This window comes from Desulfoscipio sp. XC116 (assembly GCF_039851975.1).
Taxonomy (GTDB): domain Bacteria; phylum Bacillota; class Desulfotomaculia; order Desulfotomaculales; family Desulfallaceae; genus Sporotomaculum.
Map to the genome: position 1 here is coordinate 4,176,431 of NZ_CP156660.1, position 19,697 is coordinate 4,196,127.

General features: G+C 50.0%; 17 protein-coding genes. 1 reads left to right on the forward strand and 16 read right to left on the reverse strand.

From position 1 onward, the window contains the following. Window positions 1–796: 796 nt before the first annotated feature. Window positions 797–2,653: an ATP-binding protein gene (locus tag ABDB91_RS19500; protein WP_347489388.1), complete on the forward strand. Its 1,857-nt coding sequence runs from the start codon at window positions 797–799 to the stop codon at window positions 2,651–2,653. Window positions 2,654–2,674: 21 nt separating this feature from the next. Here the strand turns inward: ABDB91_RS19500 and prmC are convergent, their stop codons facing one another. The 16 genes from prmC to argS all read right to left on the reverse strand — a co-directional run bounded on the left by prmC (window position 2,675) and on the right by argS (window position 19,530). Continuing rightward, window positions 2,675–3,535, reverse strand: coding sequence for a peptide chain release factor N(5)-glutamine methyltransferase (prmC, locus tag ABDB91_RS19505; protein ID WP_347489390.1), 861 nt, complete (start codon window positions 3,533–3,535; stop codon window positions 2,675–2,677). Between the two features lie 2 nt (window positions 3,536–3,537). Beyond that, window positions 3,538–4,605 (reverse strand): peptide chain release factor 1, encoded by a 1,068-nt coding sequence (gene prfA, locus ABDB91_RS19510; protein ID WP_347489391.1) that lies wholly within the window; start codon window positions 4,603–4,605, stop codon window positions 3,538–3,540. Window positions 4,606–4,883: 278 nt separating this feature from the next. Further along, on the reverse strand, window positions 4,884–5,084 hold the full coding sequence (gene rpmE / locus ABDB91_RS19515) for a 50S ribosomal protein L31 (protein ID WP_347489392.1): 201 nt from the start codon (window positions 5,082–5,084) through the stop codon (window positions 4,884–4,886). A gap of 567 nt (window positions 5,085–5,651) precedes the next feature. After that, on the reverse strand, window positions 5,652–6,896 hold the full coding sequence (locus ABDB91_RS19520) for a radical SAM protein (protein WP_347489393.1): 1,245 nt from the start codon (window positions 6,894–6,896) through the stop codon (window positions 5,652–5,654). A 552-nt stretch (window positions 6,897–7,448) separates the two neighbouring features. Beyond that, window positions 7,449–8,354, reverse strand: coding sequence for a M23 family metallopeptidase (locus ABDB91_RS19525; protein ID WP_347489394.1), 906 nt, complete (start codon window positions 8,352–8,354; stop codon window positions 7,449–7,451). A gap of 530 nt (window positions 8,355–8,884) precedes the next feature. After that, a complete protein-coding gene (gene rho, locus ABDB91_RS19530; RefSeq protein WP_347489396.1) occupies window positions 8,885–10,168 on the reverse strand; it encodes a transcription termination factor Rho in 1,284 nt (427 codons plus the stop codon). A gap of 25 nt (window positions 10,169–10,193) precedes the next feature. Continuing rightward, window positions 10,194–10,667 carry a DUF2062 domain-containing protein gene (locus tag ABDB91_RS19535; RefSeq protein ID WP_347489398.1) on the reverse strand — a complete coding sequence of 158 codons (474 nt, stop codon included), beginning with the start codon at window positions 10,665–10,667 and terminating at the stop codon, window positions 10,194–10,196. Between the two features lie 14 nt (window positions 10,668–10,681). Next, window positions 10,682–11,329, reverse strand: coding sequence for a fructose-6-phosphate aldolase (gene fsa / locus ABDB91_RS19540; protein ID WP_347491670.1), 648 nt, complete (start codon window positions 11,327–11,329; stop codon window positions 10,682–10,684). 118 nt (window positions 11,330–11,447) lie between these two features. Further along, window positions 11,448–12,302 carry a class II fructose-1,6-bisphosphate aldolase gene (locus ABDB91_RS19545; protein WP_347489399.1) on the reverse strand — a complete coding sequence of 285 codons (855 nt, stop codon included), beginning with the start codon at window positions 12,300–12,302 and terminating at the stop codon, window positions 11,448–11,450. Window positions 12,303–12,517: 215 nt separating this feature from the next. Next, window positions 12,518–13,201: a hypothetical protein gene (locus tag ABDB91_RS19550; protein WP_347489400.1), complete on the reverse strand. Its 684-nt coding sequence runs from the start codon at window positions 13,199–13,201 to the stop codon at window positions 12,518–12,520. Between the two features lie 81 nt (window positions 13,202–13,282). Then, window positions 13,283–13,690, reverse strand: coding sequence for a response regulator (locus ABDB91_RS19555; protein ID WP_347489401.1), 408 nt, complete (start codon window positions 13,688–13,690; stop codon window positions 13,283–13,285). An 86-nt stretch (window positions 13,691–13,776) separates the two neighbouring features. Next, the gene (locus ABDB91_RS19560) at window positions 13,777–14,586 is read right to left on the reverse strand and encodes a Yip1 family protein (RefSeq protein WP_347489402.1); all 810 of its coding nucleotides are present in this window, start codon (window positions 14,584–14,586) and stop codon (window positions 13,777–13,779) included. 110 nt (window positions 14,587–14,696) lie between these two features. Then, on the reverse strand, window positions 14,697–15,638 hold the full coding sequence (gene sppA, locus ABDB91_RS19565) for a signal peptide peptidase SppA (protein ID WP_347489403.1): 942 nt from the start codon (window positions 15,636–15,638) through the stop codon (window positions 14,697–14,699). A 322-nt stretch (window positions 15,639–15,960) separates the two neighbouring features. Beyond that, window positions 15,961–17,571 carry a CTP synthase gene (locus ABDB91_RS19570; protein WP_347489404.1) on the reverse strand — a complete coding sequence of 537 codons (1,611 nt, stop codon included), beginning with the start codon at window positions 17,569–17,571 and terminating at the stop codon, window positions 15,961–15,963. 97 nt (window positions 17,572–17,668) lie between these two features. Continuing rightward, a complete protein-coding gene (locus ABDB91_RS19575) occupies window positions 17,669–17,833 on the reverse strand; it encodes a DUF1427 family protein (protein ID WP_347489405.1) in 165 nt (54 codons plus the stop codon). Between the two features lie 11 nt (window positions 17,834–17,844). Continuing rightward, entirely contained in the window at window positions 17,845–19,530 is a 1,686-nt protein-coding gene (gene argS / locus ABDB91_RS19580; RefSeq protein ID WP_347491671.1) for an arginine--tRNA ligase, read from the reverse strand. Between the last annotated feature and the right edge of the window lie 167 nt (window positions 19,531–19,697).

Sequence of the window (19,697 nt, forward strand, 5' to 3'; positions counted from 1 at the left end):
TACCATGGTATGCACTCTCTGGAGTAGTATACCATAAAGAATTCAGTGATAAAAGAACGGCCACCCGCATCGACAATCTACACCCAGAAGTCGAAAAAACTTTATTTATATCGCTATTTGTTGATAAAATTTTTCACTTTTAGAGAGGTTTTTAAAGATTAATGTATAAAACTTTGTATACAATTCCATTTACAGTAAAAACATTACGATAGATTTCCAGCAGTTAATTTGCGCGGTTGGCGGTCTGGCCGGGAAGTACCGGAGGTGCTTAAATGATCAGCCATTTGGAAAAATATTTTTGATTAGCCCGCCTCTTGTATTTACTATTTTTACATGCCGGGTTATGATACAGATTAATGGCATACACACGGCAGTGGCAACTATCGTATTAGCCCGGCTGATATCCTTTTCCTATCAGATTCCCCGACACCAAAGCCCGGTTGCCGACATTGTCAGTATGCCTATTATTACATTTTGCAAGTTTTTCATTTGCAAATTTTTTGCCTCATTTTTTATTTGGAGATCAATGATAAACCGCTCTGGATAACCGCTGATTGGCTGTATGTTATTACTGTGGCAATTTCAGCCTTTGCACCTTTCAAAACAAAGTGATATTCAGAGGCCTGGGACAGTTGATAAGGCACGGTACACTGCCGTGCCTTATATTTGATATACTGGAGGGCCCTAGACAATGAAACTGAAAATGAGTTTGAAGCGACTCAGAGAATGCTATATGTTTGCCCACTTAACATGTTGTATACTGACTGCCTCTTATTTGATAAGCTGGTTAAGCACCATGTTAAGCATTATGCAGTTAAATCAATCCGACAGCTATTTATACATTATTATCTGGATTGTCTGCATGATAGCCACATTAGCCTTAATACCGGCCCAGCATAAGATTATCTCCAGAACGTTTAATCAAGAAGAAGAAGGGCTGTTTTGGTATAAAATTATTTATACCGTTACCGTCTGCGCTATTTACCTGCCTATTATCACCGGACTATCCAAAGGAGAGGAGCCGGGGGTTTTAATTATCGTACCTGTAATATTAAATTCTATCATCTGCGGCACTCAGTACGGCATTGTTACATCATTTATAATATCAATTTTTATATTGTCGGCTGGAGCCAACCAATCTATGCTATCCCCCGGCTTATTGACCAATCAATCCTTAAGCTTTTTATTGCTGGTAACTACCGCCTGGTTTATCGGCCAGTCGTTTAAGTATATTAAAGACCTTTTTTACCAGCTGGCGGAAAGCGAGCGGCATCGTAATAATTTACTGGACAGCCTGGGCATTGCCACTTTGCACATAAACGATTCAGGACATGTTTTATACAGCAACCGATGTTACGTTGACCTATTCGGTGATATAAATTGTGAAAATAATCACTTAAAGGGCTTTCTTAAAAAGAATCTGCCTTTTTTGTATGTCAATAACAGCAGCAATATCAGCCAATTAATTACTCATTTGCTGGAAATCTCACCGGTATTCGGTCAGGCTGTGGACCACCGGGGCCATCGGATACCTGTGCAATGCATTACTCACCGGATCAGTTCCGGACTGAGCAATGAAGACGGCGTGGTAATTTGCATTCAAAATATTTCCTTATCTAAAAGATTGGAAGAAGAAAAAGCCCGTACAAGTTATATTTTTGATTTTTTCAAGGCCGGCTTAATTTTAACCGACAGTTCGGGAAAAATTATCGAAGTTAACCAACAGGCCGAAAAACTGCTGGATTTATCCAGGGGCAATTTATTGAATCAAAGCCTGGTAAATCTAATAAATCGCCTCACCGGGAAACCGGTCAACCTTTCCAGTCAACAAAGCCTGAACTACGAAATAGAAATCGGCAGACGCACCGCGTTGTTAAATTGTACCGAATTGTACAGCATTACCGATACTAAATTGGGCGGCGTATGTATTATACATGACATCACCGAAAATAAGGATATGGAAAGGAAAATGTACCGTTCGGCTACGCTATCCGCTATTGGCGAACTGGCGGCCGGCACCGCCCATGAGATAAGGAATCCCCTAACATCAGTCAGAGGATTCCTGCAGCTTTTGCAAGAAAAAAAAGATTCCCGGATAGGCGATTTCAACGATTATTTTGAAATTATGCTTCACGAAGTCGACCGCATCAACACCATCACTACCGAGTTTTTAAAGCTGGCGAAGCAGGAAAAGGTAGTGTTAAACCGGGTTAAACTGCATGAAATTATCGATTCCATTTGGGATCTGCTTAAAAGTGATGCATTATTGCTGGACATTAATTTAGTCCGTGAGCTGGATTCGTCCGTCCCCCCTATCATGGGTGATGTTGACCTGCTCAAGCAAGTAGTGATAAACCTGGTCAACAACTCCCTGCAATCCACCGCCGGGGGGGGCGCCATCAAAATAACAGTATCGGGAAACGACAAAGACGTTACGCTATCCGTTGCGGATAACGGAACCGGTATTGACCGGTCGATATTACCCCGCATTTTCGACCCTTTCTTTACCACCAAGGCCGAGGGTACGGGTTTGGGGCTGGCCATCACCAGTAAAATCGTCAACGAACATAACGGTATTATTAAAGTTAGCAGCCAGCCGGATCAGGGGACTATATTCAGCATCAAGTTTCCCGTAGCCAAGCCGTTCAACTAGCACGACGAGAAAAATACAATTCTATCCGATCCCGCAAATGAGCCGGGGACGACCGGCCAGATCCCGGCACAGACCGGCCCGCCAACGCGGCGTCGCTAACAGATCAAGGGCGGTTTCACCCTGGTCCGGACTGATTTCCATGAACAGGTGCCCGCCGGGGGAAAGCCACGTCTCCGCCTGGGGCACCAGCCGGCGGTAGAGCTCCAATCCATCGGCGCCGCCGTCCAGGGCCACTGCGGGCTCATAGCCGCGCACATCAAGAGGCAGTCCGGCCATGGCATCACTGGGTATATAAGGCAGGTTGGCAGTTACCACGGCCACCGACCCGGGCGGCAACATCCCCCGCAGAGGGGACAATAAATCACCCGCAAGGAAATACACCGGCGCGCCATGACGTTTGGCATTGGCCCGGGCCACATCCAAAGCCCGGGGTGATATGTCGACAGCATACACCCGGGTATCCGGCGGTGCCAGGCGGGCCAGACTCACAGCAACCGCACCGCTGCCCGTGCCTACATCCACCACAACCCGCGGGCCGGTCCAGCCGGATATTGCCTCCAGTGCCCTTTCCACCATCAGTTCAGTTTCAGGCCGGGGAATCAAAACATGGGGCCCAACCACAAAGTCAAGCCCCATGAACTCTTTATGTCCCGTCAGGTAGGCCACGGGCTCACCCGCCGCCCGGCGTTCCAAGAGCGCCCGGTAACACCGTTCATGGCCCCCCTCAAGCACCCGGTCATACTCCCGGTACAGATACACCCGGTCCCGGCCCAGAACGTGAGCCAGCAACACTTCCGCATCCAAGCGGGGAGATAAAGCACCGCTATCCCGCAAGAAACAGGCGGCCTGGACAAGACTGTCACCGATAGTTACGCCCGGCATAACTAATCCATCTGCTGCAGGCGTTCGGCCTGATCGGTGGTAATCAGCGCATCCACCACTTCCTGCAAATTACCCATGAGTACCTCCTGCAAACGGTGCAAAGTCAGCCCGATACGATGGTCGGTAACCCGGTTTTGCGGAAAATTATAGGTGCGGATACGCTCGCTGCGATCACCGGAGCCCACCTGGGATTTACGGGCGCTGGCCATTTGCTGCTGCTGTTCCTGCTGAGCCTGATCCAGCATCCTGGCGCGCAGTACCCGCATCGCTTTATCTTTATTTTTATGCTGCGATTTTTCATCCTGGCAGGATACCACTATGCCGGTGGGAATGTGCGTTATCCGCACCGCCGATTGAGTGGTGTTTACCGATTGCCCGCCGGGACCGGTGGAACAGAACACGTCGATACGCAATTCATTGGGATTGATATCCACTTCCACTTCCTCGGCCTCGGGCAGTACCGCCACTGTGGCGGCGGAAGTATGAATACGCCCGCCCGACTCGGTGGTAGGCACTCGCTGCACCCGGTGCACGCCGCTTTCAAATTTAAGCTGGCTGAACGCCCCCTTGCCTTCGATGAGAAAAATTATTTCTTTCACGCCACCGATATCCGTATAATGAACATCCATGATTTCAGTGCGCCAGCCCTTCAGCTCGGCAAAACGCGTGTACATGCGGAACAGGTCGGAACCGAACAAGGCCGCCTCTTCACCGCCGGTACCGGCCCTGATCTCCATAATGACGTTTTTATCATCATTAGGGTCTTTGGGCAGCAGCAACACTTTAAGCCTGCCTTCCAACTCCTCCTTTTTGGTTTCCAGTTCCTCCTCTTCCAACTCCGCCATTTCCCGCATATCGGCATCCAGCTTATCCCTAAGCATATGGCCGACATCCTCAAGCTCGGATACAACCTTCTTATATCCACGGTATACCGTCACCACTTCGCTAAGCTCGGAGTGTGATTTGACATACTGCTGCCAGCGAACCTGGTCTTCCATTACTTTGGGATCGGCAATCAGCTCGCTTAATTCTTCGTATTTATTTTCCAAGCTTTCCAGCTTATCTAACAATAACCTCACCTCTATTCTCACTGAGCACGGCCTTTAAGACAGTTACAGCCACTTCCGCCATATCATCATCCGGTTCCGGAGCAGTCAAACCCCCGCCCCCACTTGCCCGGCGCGTCAACCAGGCGCATAAAAATACACCCCAGGCCATTTAAGGGGTCCAATACAGGAGGTTATGGATGACACGGACTGATAGTTAACGGCAATGGCGCTGTCCGGGCGACATACCGCCACCGTTTTTTAAATAAAATAAAAGCAGAGCACCCGCCCTGCTGATAAGACTATTTTAAGCCATACTTTTTGCGGAATTTCTCCGCCCGCCCGCCTGTTTCAACAGCGCGCTGAGAACCGGTATAAAACGGATGGCACTTGGAGCAAATCTCCACCTTGATTTCCTTTTTTGTGGAGCCGGTGGTAAAAGTCTCACCGCACACGCAGGTTACTTTAGCTTCTCCATATTTGGGATGTATTTTTTCCTTCACAGGGGATCACCTCTTTCCGGTAAAATATGTATGGGGTAGATACAACAATAAACGCAAAGTTGATTTCACTGCAAAAAGTCTATTGTTAAGCAATTGCAGACTATATGGCCTATCCACTTGCGTATGGTGGCTGTATATTACAGATATCTTACTAAAACATGGATTTATGCAGCTAAATCAAAGCTTATTGAAAGACACTTAATTATTATAGCATAACGGTTTTTTTCAAGCAAGAAAATATTGCGGCGCCATCAGCCTCTCCTCGCAGTGTGTTACTGTTCACAGGTGACAAACGCGACGTGTTTTTTGTGAGTACAGCGAAGCGAAAGCCACAGAAAACCGGAGAATTGCAGCGCCAAAACGGTGTTTTTGCGTTTTGTGTACTTCGCGAAGCGTGTTATTGCTCACGGAACCGCTACTTTTTGCAGGGGAGTGAACAGTAACCGCAGTATCGTCAACCTCCCGGCCTGTGTCCCGATACTATATCGCAGCGTCTTGACAGGTGCCGGGTGTCAGGTGTTGAAAGTCTTAGACTTTCAACACCTGACACCCGGCACCATCTTGCTTTCACCAAGTGACCGGTTTTGAAAAATTACCCAGCTCAAGTCCCGACACCTCCCGCAGCGCTTCGATGAGCCGACCAATCCCCCATATTTCGCCATCAGCGGGTACCCGGCTATATAAATAGTCGGGGTCGATATTCAAATTGCGCAGCTGCACCTTATTAACATCATTTTCTTCAATAAAATTAACCAATGCCTCAATTTCAACGTCCCGGTCGTTCAAGCCGGGCAGCACCAACAGATTGAGCGACACATAAACGCCCAGAGAGCGAGCCGTCCTGATGGATTCGGCTACATCAGCCAATCGATAATCCCGTGGACGATAGTAGGCATGATAAACCTGTTCCCGGGCACTGATCAGACTAACCCGCAGTGAATCGAGTCCGGAGCGGCAAATTTTCTCCACTCCCCGGGTATAGCCCGCGTTGCTGTTCATATTAATGGTACCCCGGCCGGTTTCCCGGCGTACCGAATTGATTACTTGCGCTATATCCTCCGCCGCCAGCGCCGGCTCACCCTCGCAGCCCTGGCCAAAGCTGATAATCCCCTCCGGGGCGTGCAGCAAGTGATGCCGGGCCACCTCCACCGCTTCGGCATGAGTGGGGCAAAAAGTCAGCCGGGTCTGGGGAGAAGGACAGCATTGGGCGGGCTGCAGCGATATACAGCCCAGGCAGCGGGCATTACAGGCCGGAGACATGGGCAGGCCGCCCTCCCAGCGGCTGTAAAAAATATTTTGAGCTGTATAACAGCTGTATTCCAGGGCACAGTGGGCCATCTGAGCCAATACCCGGTTGTGCGGCGACCGGTCCAATCTGTTGCGCACCAACTGCGGCAAATTCTCCGCATTATAATGTTTGGGGTCCCAGCGGTCCGGGTCATCGGTGCGGACCGCCGCCACATAGACCCGGCCCGCCCGCCAGCCTACCGCCGCATATCCCAGCAAGGGCAGCGGCCGGTCCGCCCGTCTGCTGTAACCGGGCAACAGGGTGCGGGTGTACCCCTGGGGCAGCAGGGCGCCCACAGCCAGGGCAGAGCCGCCCCCGCGGGACACCCGCCGCAGCAGCTTGAAATCCCCGCGCTTATTCATGCCCACGGGAGAACTGTCGGGCAATAACGTTAGAGAAGCCCCCGGCGGCAATTCCACCATATCTTCGTCCGTTATTTCCACTAAACGATCTCCCGTACGCCCCACCGCCCCCAGCGCATGATCGTACATGCGGCCTTGTTCATCGGCATATAGTAATTGCATAGCGCCCGGCACTCTCACTTTTCTAATTTTTTAGCACTACAGCACAAAATTGTTTTTTAAGCGAAACTTTCACCGTGGTGCCGGGGTCAGATGTTGAAAGTCTTGAACTTTCAACATCTGACACCCGCCACCACGGCTACGCTGAAGAGCGGCAGACCCATCTCGGTAAACCCGGCTTAAAATTCGATAAACCATACTTTCCGCTGTAGTGTTAGCTTCATTAATATGATACAAAAACATGATACAAATTAAAGGTGAACAGTTTTGTGTACCAATTGCCCAAATGTGTTAGCTTCATTTAGTATAATGCAAATCGGCGGACAGGTGAAGCCGCATTTATTAAATTCCAAGACTCCACTTTTATAGTGATCATCCACTCATATGCAATCCGCTCGTTATGATAATCCTTTAGAGTTCTGGAGATTGCTCTTATAAAGCAAGAGGGGGTTGCCACCGGGGCACCCCTCACATATTTTACTTATACAGTTTAACGAGCGGCAAACCTATCTTAAAGTTCAATAAGCTATACTTTTCACCGCAGGGTTAGCCTGCTTAGGCATAAGCACGCTCAAGACAGAGCAGCGGATCAACCGGGATACCGTTCAGCAAAACTTCAAAGTGCAGGTGCGGGCCGGTGGAGCGGCCGGTGCTGCCTATCAGAGCGATACGCTGGCCTGCGGATACCCGCTGTCCTTCACTTACCAGCACACGGGAGTTATGCGCGTAGAGAGTGCGCAGCCCATTGCCGTGATCAATAATTACGGCAATGCCGTAGGTGCCTCGCGGACCGGCAAATACGATTTTTCCATCTTTAGCCGCCCGCACCGGCTGTCCCTGATCGGCGGCGATATCAATGCCTTCATGCATAGCGCCGTTACGCATGCCATACGGGGAGCTTATCCAGCCCACCGCGGGCCAGCTAAGCTGGCTTAAGGGCAATCCACGGGAAACTTGACTGTCTCCCCCACCCTGGCCGGCGGGAATCATTAGCTGTTGCCCGGTCAATAGACAGTCCGGGTGACGCAGTTGATTCATCTTCACCAGCTCATCTTCCGAGCATCCGAACCGCAAAGCAATAGAGCTAAGCGTTTCTCCTTTACCTACCTGATAAGGTATCGCATTGCCGGGCAGCATGAGTACCTGCCCTTTAACGATACGATCCGCATCGCGCAGGCCATTGATCTCGGCCAGCCGGTCGGCATCAAGGCCATGCCGCAGGGCAACCTGGCTTAAGGTATCCCCGTTGCGCACAACATAAACCCGCGGCACAGCCACTGCCGGCCGGTCGGATGGCTGCTTCGTCTGCTCGGATGCCGGTGCTGCAAGATATGGCTTATCCGAGCTTAAAAGCTCGTCCAGCCTGGCCTGGGCCGGTTGATGCACAGCGGCAAGGCAACCCGCCACCAGCAAGGCGGCCAAACCCGCGGTTATTATATATTTACGTCTGACTGTTAACATTTCTTAATTAACCTCTTCCACAATCTTAATATTACTTTATCTAATTAGGTTTACCTGTACTTTAAATTATTTCCAGAACAAGTAGCATTTATACCATAATAAGATGTGGTTTGACTTACATAGGCAGCTGTGGGCAAACTGCGGGCAACCCCCGCTCTGCTTTTCTTGGACCTGCGTAGTAAGGCGAGTTTTAGTTTTCCAGAGGTAAAATAAAGTAAAATATAGTGAACTCGTTCGGCTAAAGCTGAACATCGGGGCTTCAGATGAGGATTCTACCCCACCTGAAGTAAAAATAGGAACTCCCACTTATAAGAAGTGGGAGTCTTGGAATTTGATATATATTGGAATACACGATAAGAAAGGAGAGTGAAACAAAATCCAAAATATGAGCATTTAAGCCACCAAGGAGTGAAACGCAAAAAAGCCCAGTTTCTGACTTCCGACCGGGCTTTTTTGTCTTAATTTATCATATACATCTTAACTTATTATATACAATGGAAGTTATACCCCCAAAACATGGTGTTCGGAGACTATAGACTGGCTGTCCCCGATGGGATTGTTTTTTGCCCGCGAATATTACGAAAGGCCCGGAGCAAATCGCCATTGGATTTGGTTTTTTTCAGCCGCTCGGTGATATGTTCCAGTGCTTCCGCGGGTGAGAGACCGGCGGTTGCTTTGCGAAAATACCAGTTCAGCTCCAGCTCATCTTTGCTTAACAGCAAGTCTTCACGCCGGGTGCCGGAACGCAGCACGTCAACCGCCGGGAAAAGCCGCCGCTCAGCCAGACGGCGATCCAAGATAAGCTCCATATTACCCGTACCTTTGAATTCCTCAAAGATTACATCGTCCATACGGCTGCCCGTTTCCACCAGCGCGGTGGCTAAAATGGTCAGAGATCCGCCTTCCTCCAAATTGCGGGCGGCCCCAAAAAACCGCTTGGGCCTGTGCAAAGAAGACGGGTCCACGCCACCGCTCAGCGTGCGGCCGCTGGGCGGTACCACTAAATTATGCGCCCGGGCCAGACGGGTAATACTATCCAGCAGAATCAGCACGTCCCGACCATGTTCCACCAGTCGTTTGGCCCGTTCCAGTACCAGATCGGCCACCCGCACATGGTTTTCCGGCGGCTCGTCAAATGTAGAGCTTATGACATCGCCGCGCACCGAGCGTTCCATATCGGTAACTTCCTCGGGTCGCTCATCTATAAGCAGCACGATCAGATAAATTTCCGGGTGGTTTGTGGTAACGCTATTGGCTATCGCCTTTAATAACACGGTTTTACCCGCCTTGGGCGGCGATACCAAAAGTCCGCGCTGACCTTTACCAATGGGAGCAATTAAATCGATAATCCGTGTGGAGAGTCTATCTTTATCAGTTTCCAGAGTAATCCGCTCTTGGGGGAATAGAGGGGTAAGTCCGGCAAAATGCAGTCTTTTGGCAGCTTCCTCGGGGTCGGCATTGTTAACCTGCCCAACACGCAACAATGCCGAATAGCGTTCAGTGTCCTTGGGACCGCGGATTTGCCCGGCTACCAGGTCACCGGTACGCAAGTCAAATCGTCTGATCTGGGAAGATGAAACATAAATGTCATCATAACTGCGCAAAAAATGGCCGGGTCTTAAAAAACCGTAACCGTCCGGAAGTATCTCCAACACACCGCTGGAATGCTGCAGCTCGCTTTTCTCCATCTGCGCCCTGACAATTTCAGCAACCAATTCTTTTTTACGCAACCGGGAGCACCCGGTGAGCTCAAGTTCCTTGGCCAAGGCATACAATTCCGCCAATGTTTTATTTTCCAATTCATTATAATTCAAGGGCATCCCACCTAATCAAAATTATTTAGTATTTCATTTCTTTGCGCTTCATGGCTTTACGAGAATGTCTGAGCACCAGCAGGCGCCGTACCACAAAATATAGCGCCAGCCAGGCTATTATAGAATTTACCACCGCTCCCACCAAGAAAGGGACACCCAATTGCAGCAACTGGTCCACCCAATGACCGGGCGTGCCCGTCACCGCGACAACCGCCAGATCCTCGGGTAATTTAAAGCCCAGCAGCAGATTGCCCGTGGCTACGTTTAACAGATAGAAAAAGGGGACCGCCCACTTAAAGAATGCGGCCGCCAGGGCACCGGCCAAACCATTACCGCCTGCCACCCGTGCTACCAGATAAGCTATGGGAATGCTGATGATAGGAATAGGTAAAAAATCAAGGGCAACTCCGAGGGCTGCGCCACGGGCCACCTTGGTGGGCGCATCCGGCAGGTCCATTACCCGGTTGTAATAACTTCTGAGGCGCCCTATGATTTTCAAGGGGATATTCCTCCTTACTTTTTGGGCACTTTCGCCCAATCCGACAAAAATTTTTCGATACCTAAATCGGTCAGGGGATGTTTTAGCATTTGCAGCAGCACCTTATAAGGCACGGTGGCAATATGCGCACCGGCCAGGGCCGATTGCGTCACATGCATGGGATGTCTGATGCTGGCGGAGATAATTTGCGTTTCCAAGCCGTGCAGGTCATAGATCTCAGTAATGTCCTTGACAAGCTCCAAACCGTCGTAACCGATATCATCCAGACGGCCGACAAACGGGCTGACGTAAGTTGCCCCGGCCAGAGCGGCCAGCAGGGCCTGGTTGGCAGAAAAGATCAAAGTAACGTTGGTTTTAATACCTTTTTGCGCCAGCGCACTTACAGCTTTCAGACCTTCACCGTTCATGGGTATCTTAACCACTATATTAGGATGAATGGCCGCCAATTCTTCGGCCTCGGCAATCATAGGCCCGGCCTCAATACTCACTGCCTCGGCACTGATGGGACCGTCTACAATAGCCGTTATTTCCCGGACCACCGCAACAAAGTCCCGTCCTTCCCGGGCAATTAACGACGGGTTAGTAGTTACACCGCTGATCACACCCAATTCATTAGCCAACCTGATCTCATCCACATTGGCGGAATCTATGAATAGTTTTATTTTAAGACACCTCCATAATGGTTATCGGACGTCTGGAACGCCTGATGTCATTATAACCTTTTGCATTGGTATTTAACGAACTATACACTCAATGCGGTGTCAAAAAGTAAATCTACGCTTAAGCTTTACCGGAGCTGCCGAAAATCCTTATTTTTTCCCTAATTAGCTCCACCGCCGCTTCCCGGGCGGGACCCAATATCTTGCGCGGATCTATTTCATCAGGATATTCGTCAATAACTTCCCGGCAACGATCCACAAAAGCTTCACGGATATTAGTGTCAATGTTTACTTTACATACACCCAGGCGAATAGCTTCCCGAACGGCTTCTTCGGGCACCCCCGAGGAACCGTGCAGCACAATGGGGATGTTTACCAGGGAACGTATCTTTTCCAGCCGGGCAAAATCCAACTTGGGCTCGCCCTTGTAACGGCCATGGGCGGTACCGATGGCAATGGCCAGCGCATCCACTTCGGTTTCCTGCACAAAAACCCGGGCTTCTTCAGGATCAGTAAAGAAGGCATCGGCGGCGTTGACATGAATGTCGTCCTCTGTACCGCCTATTTTCCCCAACTCCGCCTCAACGGAAACACCCACAGCCCTGGCGGCCTCTACAACCCGCCTGGTCAAAGCAATATTATCTTTCAGCGAGTGCTTGGAGCCGTCGATCATCACGGATGAAAATCCGGATCTAATGCAGCGCATCACCTGCTCAAAACTGGTACCGTGATCCAAGTGCAGCGCCACGGGCACACTGACCATAGCTGCGGCAACATTGGCCATGGCAGTGATATATTCAATTCCGGCATATTTTATAGCCCCCTGGCTGGCCTGCATAATAACCGGCGCTTTTTCAGCTTCGGCAGCGGCTGCAATAGCCTGTACAATCTCCATATTATTGCAGTTGAAAGCACCAACCGCATAACCGCCCGCCTGCGCCTCTTTCAATAATGTACTTACTGGAACCAAACTCATGCACATTCCTCCTCACAATGTATATACATTATTGTACCTGAATTTTATGTATATCCGGTAAGATAATTTACCAACAAAAACCTGCACAATATAACATTATAAATATGCTCCGGATAAATATGCTCCGGCACAATATTCACGAAACTTTACACGTGACAAATTATAAAATTATGTGCTAAAAGTATTATACACCCCTTAAGGGGTGTTTTATCATATTATTTGCGCCTGCGTTTTGATCTTTTACCGGTTTTTGTCGTGCTGGACAGACTGTCCAGGCATTCAAAACCGTTGCGCGTAAGTTCAATGGTTTCAACCTCTTTAATAACCCGCAAGTCATCATCTGTTTCCGCATAAATAATATTTACGCTGTCGCAATCTTTGCAATGCAGTTCCAGACGATCGGGGAATATATCCACTTCCACGTCATGATTTCCGCACTCGCAATATAATGATCCCCGCTCAGCAATGTCATGCAGACAATTAAGCACCTCATACATTATTTCCGAGTTGTGGAAATACTCATCTTCCGCCTCGAACTCATCCACCAGCCCGTCTATGGTTTCCTGCTGAGCGGCAGCCAAAGCCTCAACCTCATCACCAGGTCCGATGTAGCCCAATTCAAGACCGGTTTCATGGCAAAAAAGATAATTCACTTCGCCGGACCATAGCATCCTTGAGCTTAAAGCGCGTACATGTTTGCCTTCACAAACCACACAGGGCACCTGCAACCAATAGTTTTTACGGTCTTTAGTGGTTACGACAAGCTTTACAAAGCCACATGAACATATAATCTCAACCCTTTTCCGGCCACTAAAATTAAAACGAGAGAGATTATGATAGTCCAACTTTCCACATTCAGGGCACCGCATGGCTAGTAGCGTATCGGTAACTATAATCATGGTTATCCTCCTGCCCTATATGTTTAATTATTTTTAGCTATTCGACGCAGTAATATATAAATCCTTTTTCTCGCGCTTAAACTAGCCATGAATGGTTTGTGACAAAAGATCATAGTCATCTGACAGGTTAACCCGCACTAATTTACGCAAGTCATCCAAATCAAAAGGCTTGCTGATATGTTGGACCGGCCCGGTTCCGTAACCGGTATCCCCTGCTATATTCAATTCATCATAAGCAGTCATCATCACTACCGGCACATCGCCATTTATTTTCCTGATTTCTTTCAAAGTATCCAGGCCGTTCATCCCGGGCATTTTTACGTCCAACAAAATAAGGCGATATTTATTCCGACTTAGCTTTTCCACTGCCTCAAGACCGCCGGCAGCCTGATCAATCATATACCCTTCACCAAATAAAGTCTCGCAAATTAACCTGCGTAAACCGGCTTGGTCATCAACAACAAGTATGTCATACTTTTGACCAGGCATATTGTATGCCCCCATTCTATTATATTTTTAATATATATTTTTAAATAATTTTTCGCCGATGCTTTGAAAAAACCTGCATATAATTGCTAAATAATACGCGAACTCATGGTGTTTGACGCAACGGTGGCGATGAAGATTACAGTCACCAGAACTAAGGATAACAGCATTAACCAGGGAGTCATAACGGTGAGCACCGCTCTGCCCGTGCTTAGGTGATGCACTTCCCGCAGTCCGATAATCAGTAATATAATTCCCCAGACATATAACCCCAGGGTTAACAGCCCGGTTACAAAATCAAACAGCTGCCCGGCATCAACCAGACCCATGATTATTTGTACCGGTATCATAAATACCGCGGGCAATGCGGCCGCTCCATACACGGTAAAAACACCGCGCGCGGAGCCGCTGCCACCGTATAATTCCGCCAGCAGATGCAATAAACCGGCCATAAAAAACCATTTAATTATACCAAACAGAAAAACGGCCGCGGTACCGAATGATTGTATAAAATGGCCTGCGCCGGCCAGCCCGGGTACTTCGTCCAAATTTAATTTATCAAGATATACCGGGGTAGTTAAAATGCTTGTTAAAGACTCCGCCAGGCTGAGCGCCACAAAAATAATTACAATAGCAATAACGGGGGGTCTTGGGGCAAAACCGGCAAATGTCCGTGCCGGCTCAAAAAGAACTCCATAAAAAATGTCCAAGATGTTATTTTTAGTTTGTTCATTATTAACGATATTGTCCTTTTGCTCCACCGGGTATACATTTTTCCCATTATTATCATCCGGAGCGACCGGGTCCGTGACCGGCATATTTCTCTCATCTGCCGGTATGCGGCAAACCGGTGGTTCGGTCTGCCGGACTTGGTCGTTACTGTTTTGCGGGTTATCCATTTATACCTCCCTTAAAGCACCTTTAGTTAATACCGCGGCGCAATGCGGCGCAAATTACTTTTTGAGCGGAGCTTTCGCTGTCCCGATAGGGTGCCGGCTAAACGGCGCCGCTATTTGAGTCGCATACTTTGCGCCTGCCCCGTCTGCAGCTTGTCAAACAGCAGCAAAGCCCACGGGTAAATTGAAGAAGACTCGCTCTGCATGCCGCTCAACATGCCCCACCAAGGATAATCGGGCGATAAGCTAATCACTTCGGGCTCTCCCTTGATGCCGGCTAAATCGGCCGCCATATCCAGAGCATCATAGTAATTGCCCAAATCGTCCACAAGACCGTTGTCCAGCGCCTGGCTGCCTGTAAAAATCCGCCCGTCGGCCAGTTCCCGCACTTGAGCCTGGTCTATGCCCCTGCCTTCGGATACCGTGGCTACAAACTGTTTATACATATCGTCTACCATACTTTGAAAAATCTGTTGTTCCTGTTCGGTAACTACCCGGGAGGATGATCCCATATCCTTGTGCGGGCCGCTTTTAAAAACCACGGAATCCATGCCCAGCTTCTCGTAAAGCCCCTGCAAATTTTGGGTCTCCATAATTACCCCAATACTGCCGGTAATAGTACCGGGATTGGCTACTATTTTGTCACACCGGCAGGCAATCCAATATCCTCCCGAAGCCGCCACATCACCCATGGAAGCAACGACTTTCTTACCTGCTTTACGCAGCCGGTCCACCTCCAGAGCAATTTCCTGCGATCCTCCCGTCGTACCGCCGGGTGTATTCAGCCGCAGCACCACCGCTTTAATGGCGGGGTCATCCGCGGCCCGGCGCAATTGCTCCATGATAACATCCGAACCGGCCGCGGCGGAGAATAAACTACTGGAATCAACACCGCTCACAATCGTACCATTGATTTGAATAACCCCTATCACGCCATCGGAACCGCGTTTTCCGTAGTAATCTTTACCATCGCCTTTACCATACAGAGCCGCGGCCATAATCGACAGCAGGGCTATGCCTATAATAAGACCGGCTACCACTTTACGTTTGAGCATAGTTCACAACCTTTCCCAATTATATATAAAATATAGACACACCGGTACTGATCAATATTATATGAAGAACAACCGGCTGACTTACTGCCGGCATTTTCAAAATTTGTTTTATTAGGCCAATATGCAAAAAAAGCTTTGGATAATTCACCAAAGCTTAACAATAACACATTCTTAAAAATAATAGATTACGGTTATTGTTCATTATATAACATTTGACTGTATTGTCCATATAGGATAAATGAACTATATTCAGGCTGAAATCCCAGCTTCTAACTTATTAGTTTATGAATTTCTGCAATTTCCAGCTTATTGCATTCAACCTTTAACTTTTAACATCCGTCACCAAGGTGGCTCCGATAAAATCCCTAAACAGCGGGTGGGGCTTATACGGGCGCGATTTAAATTCCGGGTGGAACTGGGTAGCTACGAACCAGGGGTGATCTGTCAATTCCACTATCTCCACCAGATAGCGATCCGGCAAGGTACCGCTGAATACCATCCCCGCCCCGGCCAATACCTCGCGATAGCGATTATTCAATTCATAACGGTGACGATGCCTTTCATGAATAATGTCCTCTCCGTAAGCAGCGTGAGCCAGCGTACCGGACTGCAGCCGGCAGGGATAGCGACCCAGGCGCATGGTACCGCCCATCCGGTCCAGTTCCTTTTGTTCAGGCAATAAGTCAATTACCGGGTATTGGACATGGGCGTTAAACTCGGCGCTGTTGGCTGTTGTCCAGCCCAATATACTCCTGGCGTATTCAACTACCGCCAGCTGCATGCCCAGGCAAATGCCCAGGTAGGGAATCCTGTTTTCCCGGGCAAAGCGAATAGCGTTTATCTTGCCTTCAATGCCCCGGTCCCCAAAGCCACCCGGCACCAGCACACCATCCACGCCGGCCAGAAATTTTTCCACCGGTTGATCTTCCAGATCCTCGGCGTTAATCCAGCGAATATCCACCGCAGCTCCGTGAAACAGGCCGGCGTGGCGCAGTGCCTCGGCTACGCTTAAATAAGCGTCGGGCAGGGCCACATACTTGCCCACCAGCCCAATGGTAGTACGCCGGTGCAGACTTTTCATTTTATCCACCATGGCCCGCCATTCGGTCAAATCAGGCCCATGGGGACAGTCCAGGCTCAGCCGCCGTACGGCCAAGTCACCCAAGCCCTCGTCTTCCATCATTAAGGGTACTTCGTAAATATGTGAGGCGTCCAGTGTCTGCACCACGGCGTCCAGGTCGGTATCACAGAACAAAGCCAGTTTCTCCACCATTTCCCTGGAGAGCGGTTTTTCCGTACGGCAGACCAGCACATCGGGCTGGATACCGATACTGCGCAGCTCTTTGACGCTGTGCTGGGTGGGCTTGGTCTTTAATTCATTAGCCACCTTAAGGTAGGGTACCAAAGTGACGTGAATGTACATCACATTATCTCGACCCAGATCACTTTTCAGCTGACGAATAGCTTCCATGAAAGGCAATGACTCAATGTCGCCCACGGTGCCCCCGATTTCCACCAGTACCACATCGGGGTTGTGTTCCCGGGCAACGCGGCGTACCCGCTCCTTGATTTCATTAGTGATATGCGGGATTACCTGTATAGTGGCGCCCAGGTAGTCACCCCGGCGCTCCTTGTTAATGACCGACCAATAAATGCCACCGGTTGTCACATTACTGCTTTTGCCCAGATCTACGTCAATAAACCGCTCATAGTGACCCAGATCCAAGTCGGTTTCCGCCCCGTCTTCAGTGACAAATACTTCTCCATGTTGATAGGGACTCATGGTACCGGGATCAACATTTATGTACGGATCCAGTTTCTGAACGGCCACTTTCAGCCCGCGGCTCTTCAGCAATCGACCCAGGGAAGCGGCAGTGATTCCTTTGCCCAAGGACGATACCACTCCCCCGGTAATAAATATGAACTTGGCCATAGGAGCCTCCTGTTGTCTTTTTTTTTGGCACAAATCCTATATATTCTATACATGCCGGCCTGACATGTCAATACCGGTCGTCAGGCGCCAGAGGCCGTCATTCCCAAATCAGCAGGCGGGCAGCCGCCATATAACCCAGAAACAGCCCCACAATGCCCATTACGCCGGCAAAGGTGGGCGGCGCGGGTACAGGCAGCTTGAACTTGGCAAAAACAAAGCCCACCGCAAACCCGGCCAAGGTGGTTATAATCACCTCACGCATAAGTACCCCCCCTACATTTTTTCAGGTGCCCGCACTCCCAAAAGCGCCAGCGCATTGCGCAATACCACCCTGGTGGCGTCCACCAGCAGCAGCCTGGCGTTGGTTAATTCCACATTGTCGGTAATAACCCGGTGAACGTTATAAAAACTGTGCAGCAGTCCGGCCAGCTCATGTACATACCGCGCAATGCGATGCGGTGCCAGCTGGCGGGCCGCCAGAGCAACCTCTTCGGGAAAATCCGCCAGGCGGCGGGCCAGAGCCAATTCGGCTTCCTCCCGCAGCAATTCCATGTTCACATCATTCGCCCGGGGCACCTGGCGGCCCTGCTCGGCCAGCTGGCGAAAAATGCTGCAGATGCGGGCATGGGCATACTGCACGTAATATACCGGGTTATCGTTGGACTGGGTGCGGGCCAGATCCAGGTCAAAGTCCAGGTGGCTGTCCGCGCTGCGCATAATAAAGAAATAGCGGGCGGCATCCAAGCCGACTTCATCCACCAGTTCCTCCAGGGTAATAAACTGACCGGTGCGCTTGGACATGCGCACAATTTTCCCGCCTCTGAACAGCCTCACCAACTGCATCAGCAGCACCTGCAGCGCGTCCGGATCATAGCCCAGGGCCTGCATGGCGCTCTTCATCCGGGCTACATGACCGTGATGGTCCGCCCCCCAAATGTTGATTATCCGATCAAACCCCCTGGTGTACTTATCCATATGATAAGCAATATCCGCCGCATAATACGTAGGTACTCCGTTTTGGCGCACCACTACTTCGTCCTTTTCCAAGCCAAAGGCGGTAGCTTTAAACCACAGGGCTCCCTCCCGCTCATCCAGAAAGCCCCGTTCCCGCAGGCGTCTTACAGCCTCGTCCACCTGGCCGGAATCATGCAGGGACTGCTCGGAAAACCAGACATCATAATGCACCCCGAAATCAGCCAGCGCTTTTTTAATGCCCCCTATTTTCTCGGCCAGAGCGTATTGCGCCAGTGTATCCAGCCGAATACGGCGGTCGATGTTGAGCAGCTTGTCCCCGTGCGCTTCTATGTAACGCCTTACTGTGTCGATAATGTCCTGCCCGTGATAACCGCCTTCGGGTACTTCTCCTTCCCGGCCCAATTGCTGAAAATAACGAGCCTCCAGGGAAAGAGCGAAGTTTTCCACCTGGTTGCCGGCATCATTAATGTAATACTCCCTGGCAACCCGCCATCCGGCAAAATCCAGTATGGACGCAATACTATCGCCTAACGCGGCGCCCCGCGCATTGCCCATATGCAGCAGACCGGTGGGATTGGCGCTGACAAACTCCACCTGCACCTTTTTATTTTCCCCCAGCTGCACCCGGCCATAATCCGACCGGCGGCTTACCGCCAAAGGGACCGACTCCAGTACCCAGCGGGGATCCAGTATAAAATTAATAAAACCGGGACCGGCCACCTCTATCCGCTCCAGCCACCTGGTGGAGCGAGGCAGGTTCTTAGCCAGCGCTTCGGCAATTTTTCGCGGAGCCATGCGTGCTTGTTTGGGTAAAAGCATAGCCAGATTAGTGGCAAAATCACCGTGCTCCCGCTCCCGGGGCACCTCCACCACAAATTCGGGCAATTGCACCGGCGGCAGTTCCCCCGCCTCCACCGCCTTGCCCACTGCCTCTACCAAGGCTTTCTCAAGCGCCGCGCGCATTTCCTCCACAATACTGATTATACTGCTCACTACGTTTCAATAGCCTCCTTTATGTACCACCCTCCGGTGCCGCACGTTGAAAGATTGGTGCCAGGCACCAAGCGGGTACTTGTTGAAAGATTGCGAGATGATTATTGCTTCTACTGTAAAAGCCCGTTATAGCATTTTTGGCCTAAGACATACTATCA

Excerpts from the sequence above, each read along its gene's own strand:
- ABDB91_RS19500 (WP_347489388.1), top strand. The coding sequence starts at position 797 with ATGTTAAGCATTATGCAGTTAAATCAATCCGACAGCTATTTATACATT.
- prmC (WP_347489390.1), bottom strand. The coding sequence starts at position 3,535 with ATGCCGGGCGTAACTATCGGTGACAGTCTTGTCCAGGCCGCCTGTTTC.
- ABDB91_RS19520 (WP_347489393.1), bottom strand. The coding sequence starts at position 6,896 with ATGCAATTACTATATGCCGATGAACAAGGCCGCATGTACGATCATGCG.
- ABDB91_RS19525 (WP_347489394.1), bottom strand. The coding sequence starts at position 8,354 with ATGTTAACAGTCAGACGTAAATATATAATAACCGCGGGTTTGGCCGCC.
- ABDB91_RS19545 (WP_347489399.1), bottom strand. The coding sequence starts at position 12,302 with ATGAGTTTGGTTCCAGTAAGTACATTATTGAAAGAGGCGCAGGCGGGC.
- ABDB91_RS19550 (WP_347489400.1), bottom strand. The coding sequence starts at position 13,201 with ATGATTATAGTTACCGATACGCTACTAGCCATGCGGTGCCCTGAATGT.
- ABDB91_RS19555 (WP_347489401.1), bottom strand. The coding sequence starts at position 13,690 with ATGCCTGGTCAAAAGTATGACATACTTGTTGTTGATGACCAAGCCGGT.
- ABDB91_RS19560 (WP_347489402.1), bottom strand. The coding sequence starts at position 14,586 with ATGGATAACCCGCAAAACAGTAACGACCAAGTCCGGCAGACCGAACCA.
- sppA (WP_347489403.1), bottom strand. The coding sequence starts at position 15,638 with ATGCTCAAACGTAAAGTGGTAGCCGGTCTTATTATAGGCATAGCCCTG.
- ABDB91_RS19570 (WP_347489404.1), bottom strand. The coding sequence starts at position 17,571 with ATGGCCAAGTTCATATTTATTACCGGGGGAGTGGTATCGTCCTTGGGC.
- ABDB91_RS19575 (WP_347489405.1), bottom strand. The coding sequence starts at position 17,833 with ATGCGTGAGGTGATTATAACCACCTTGGCCGGGTTTGCGGTGGGCTTT.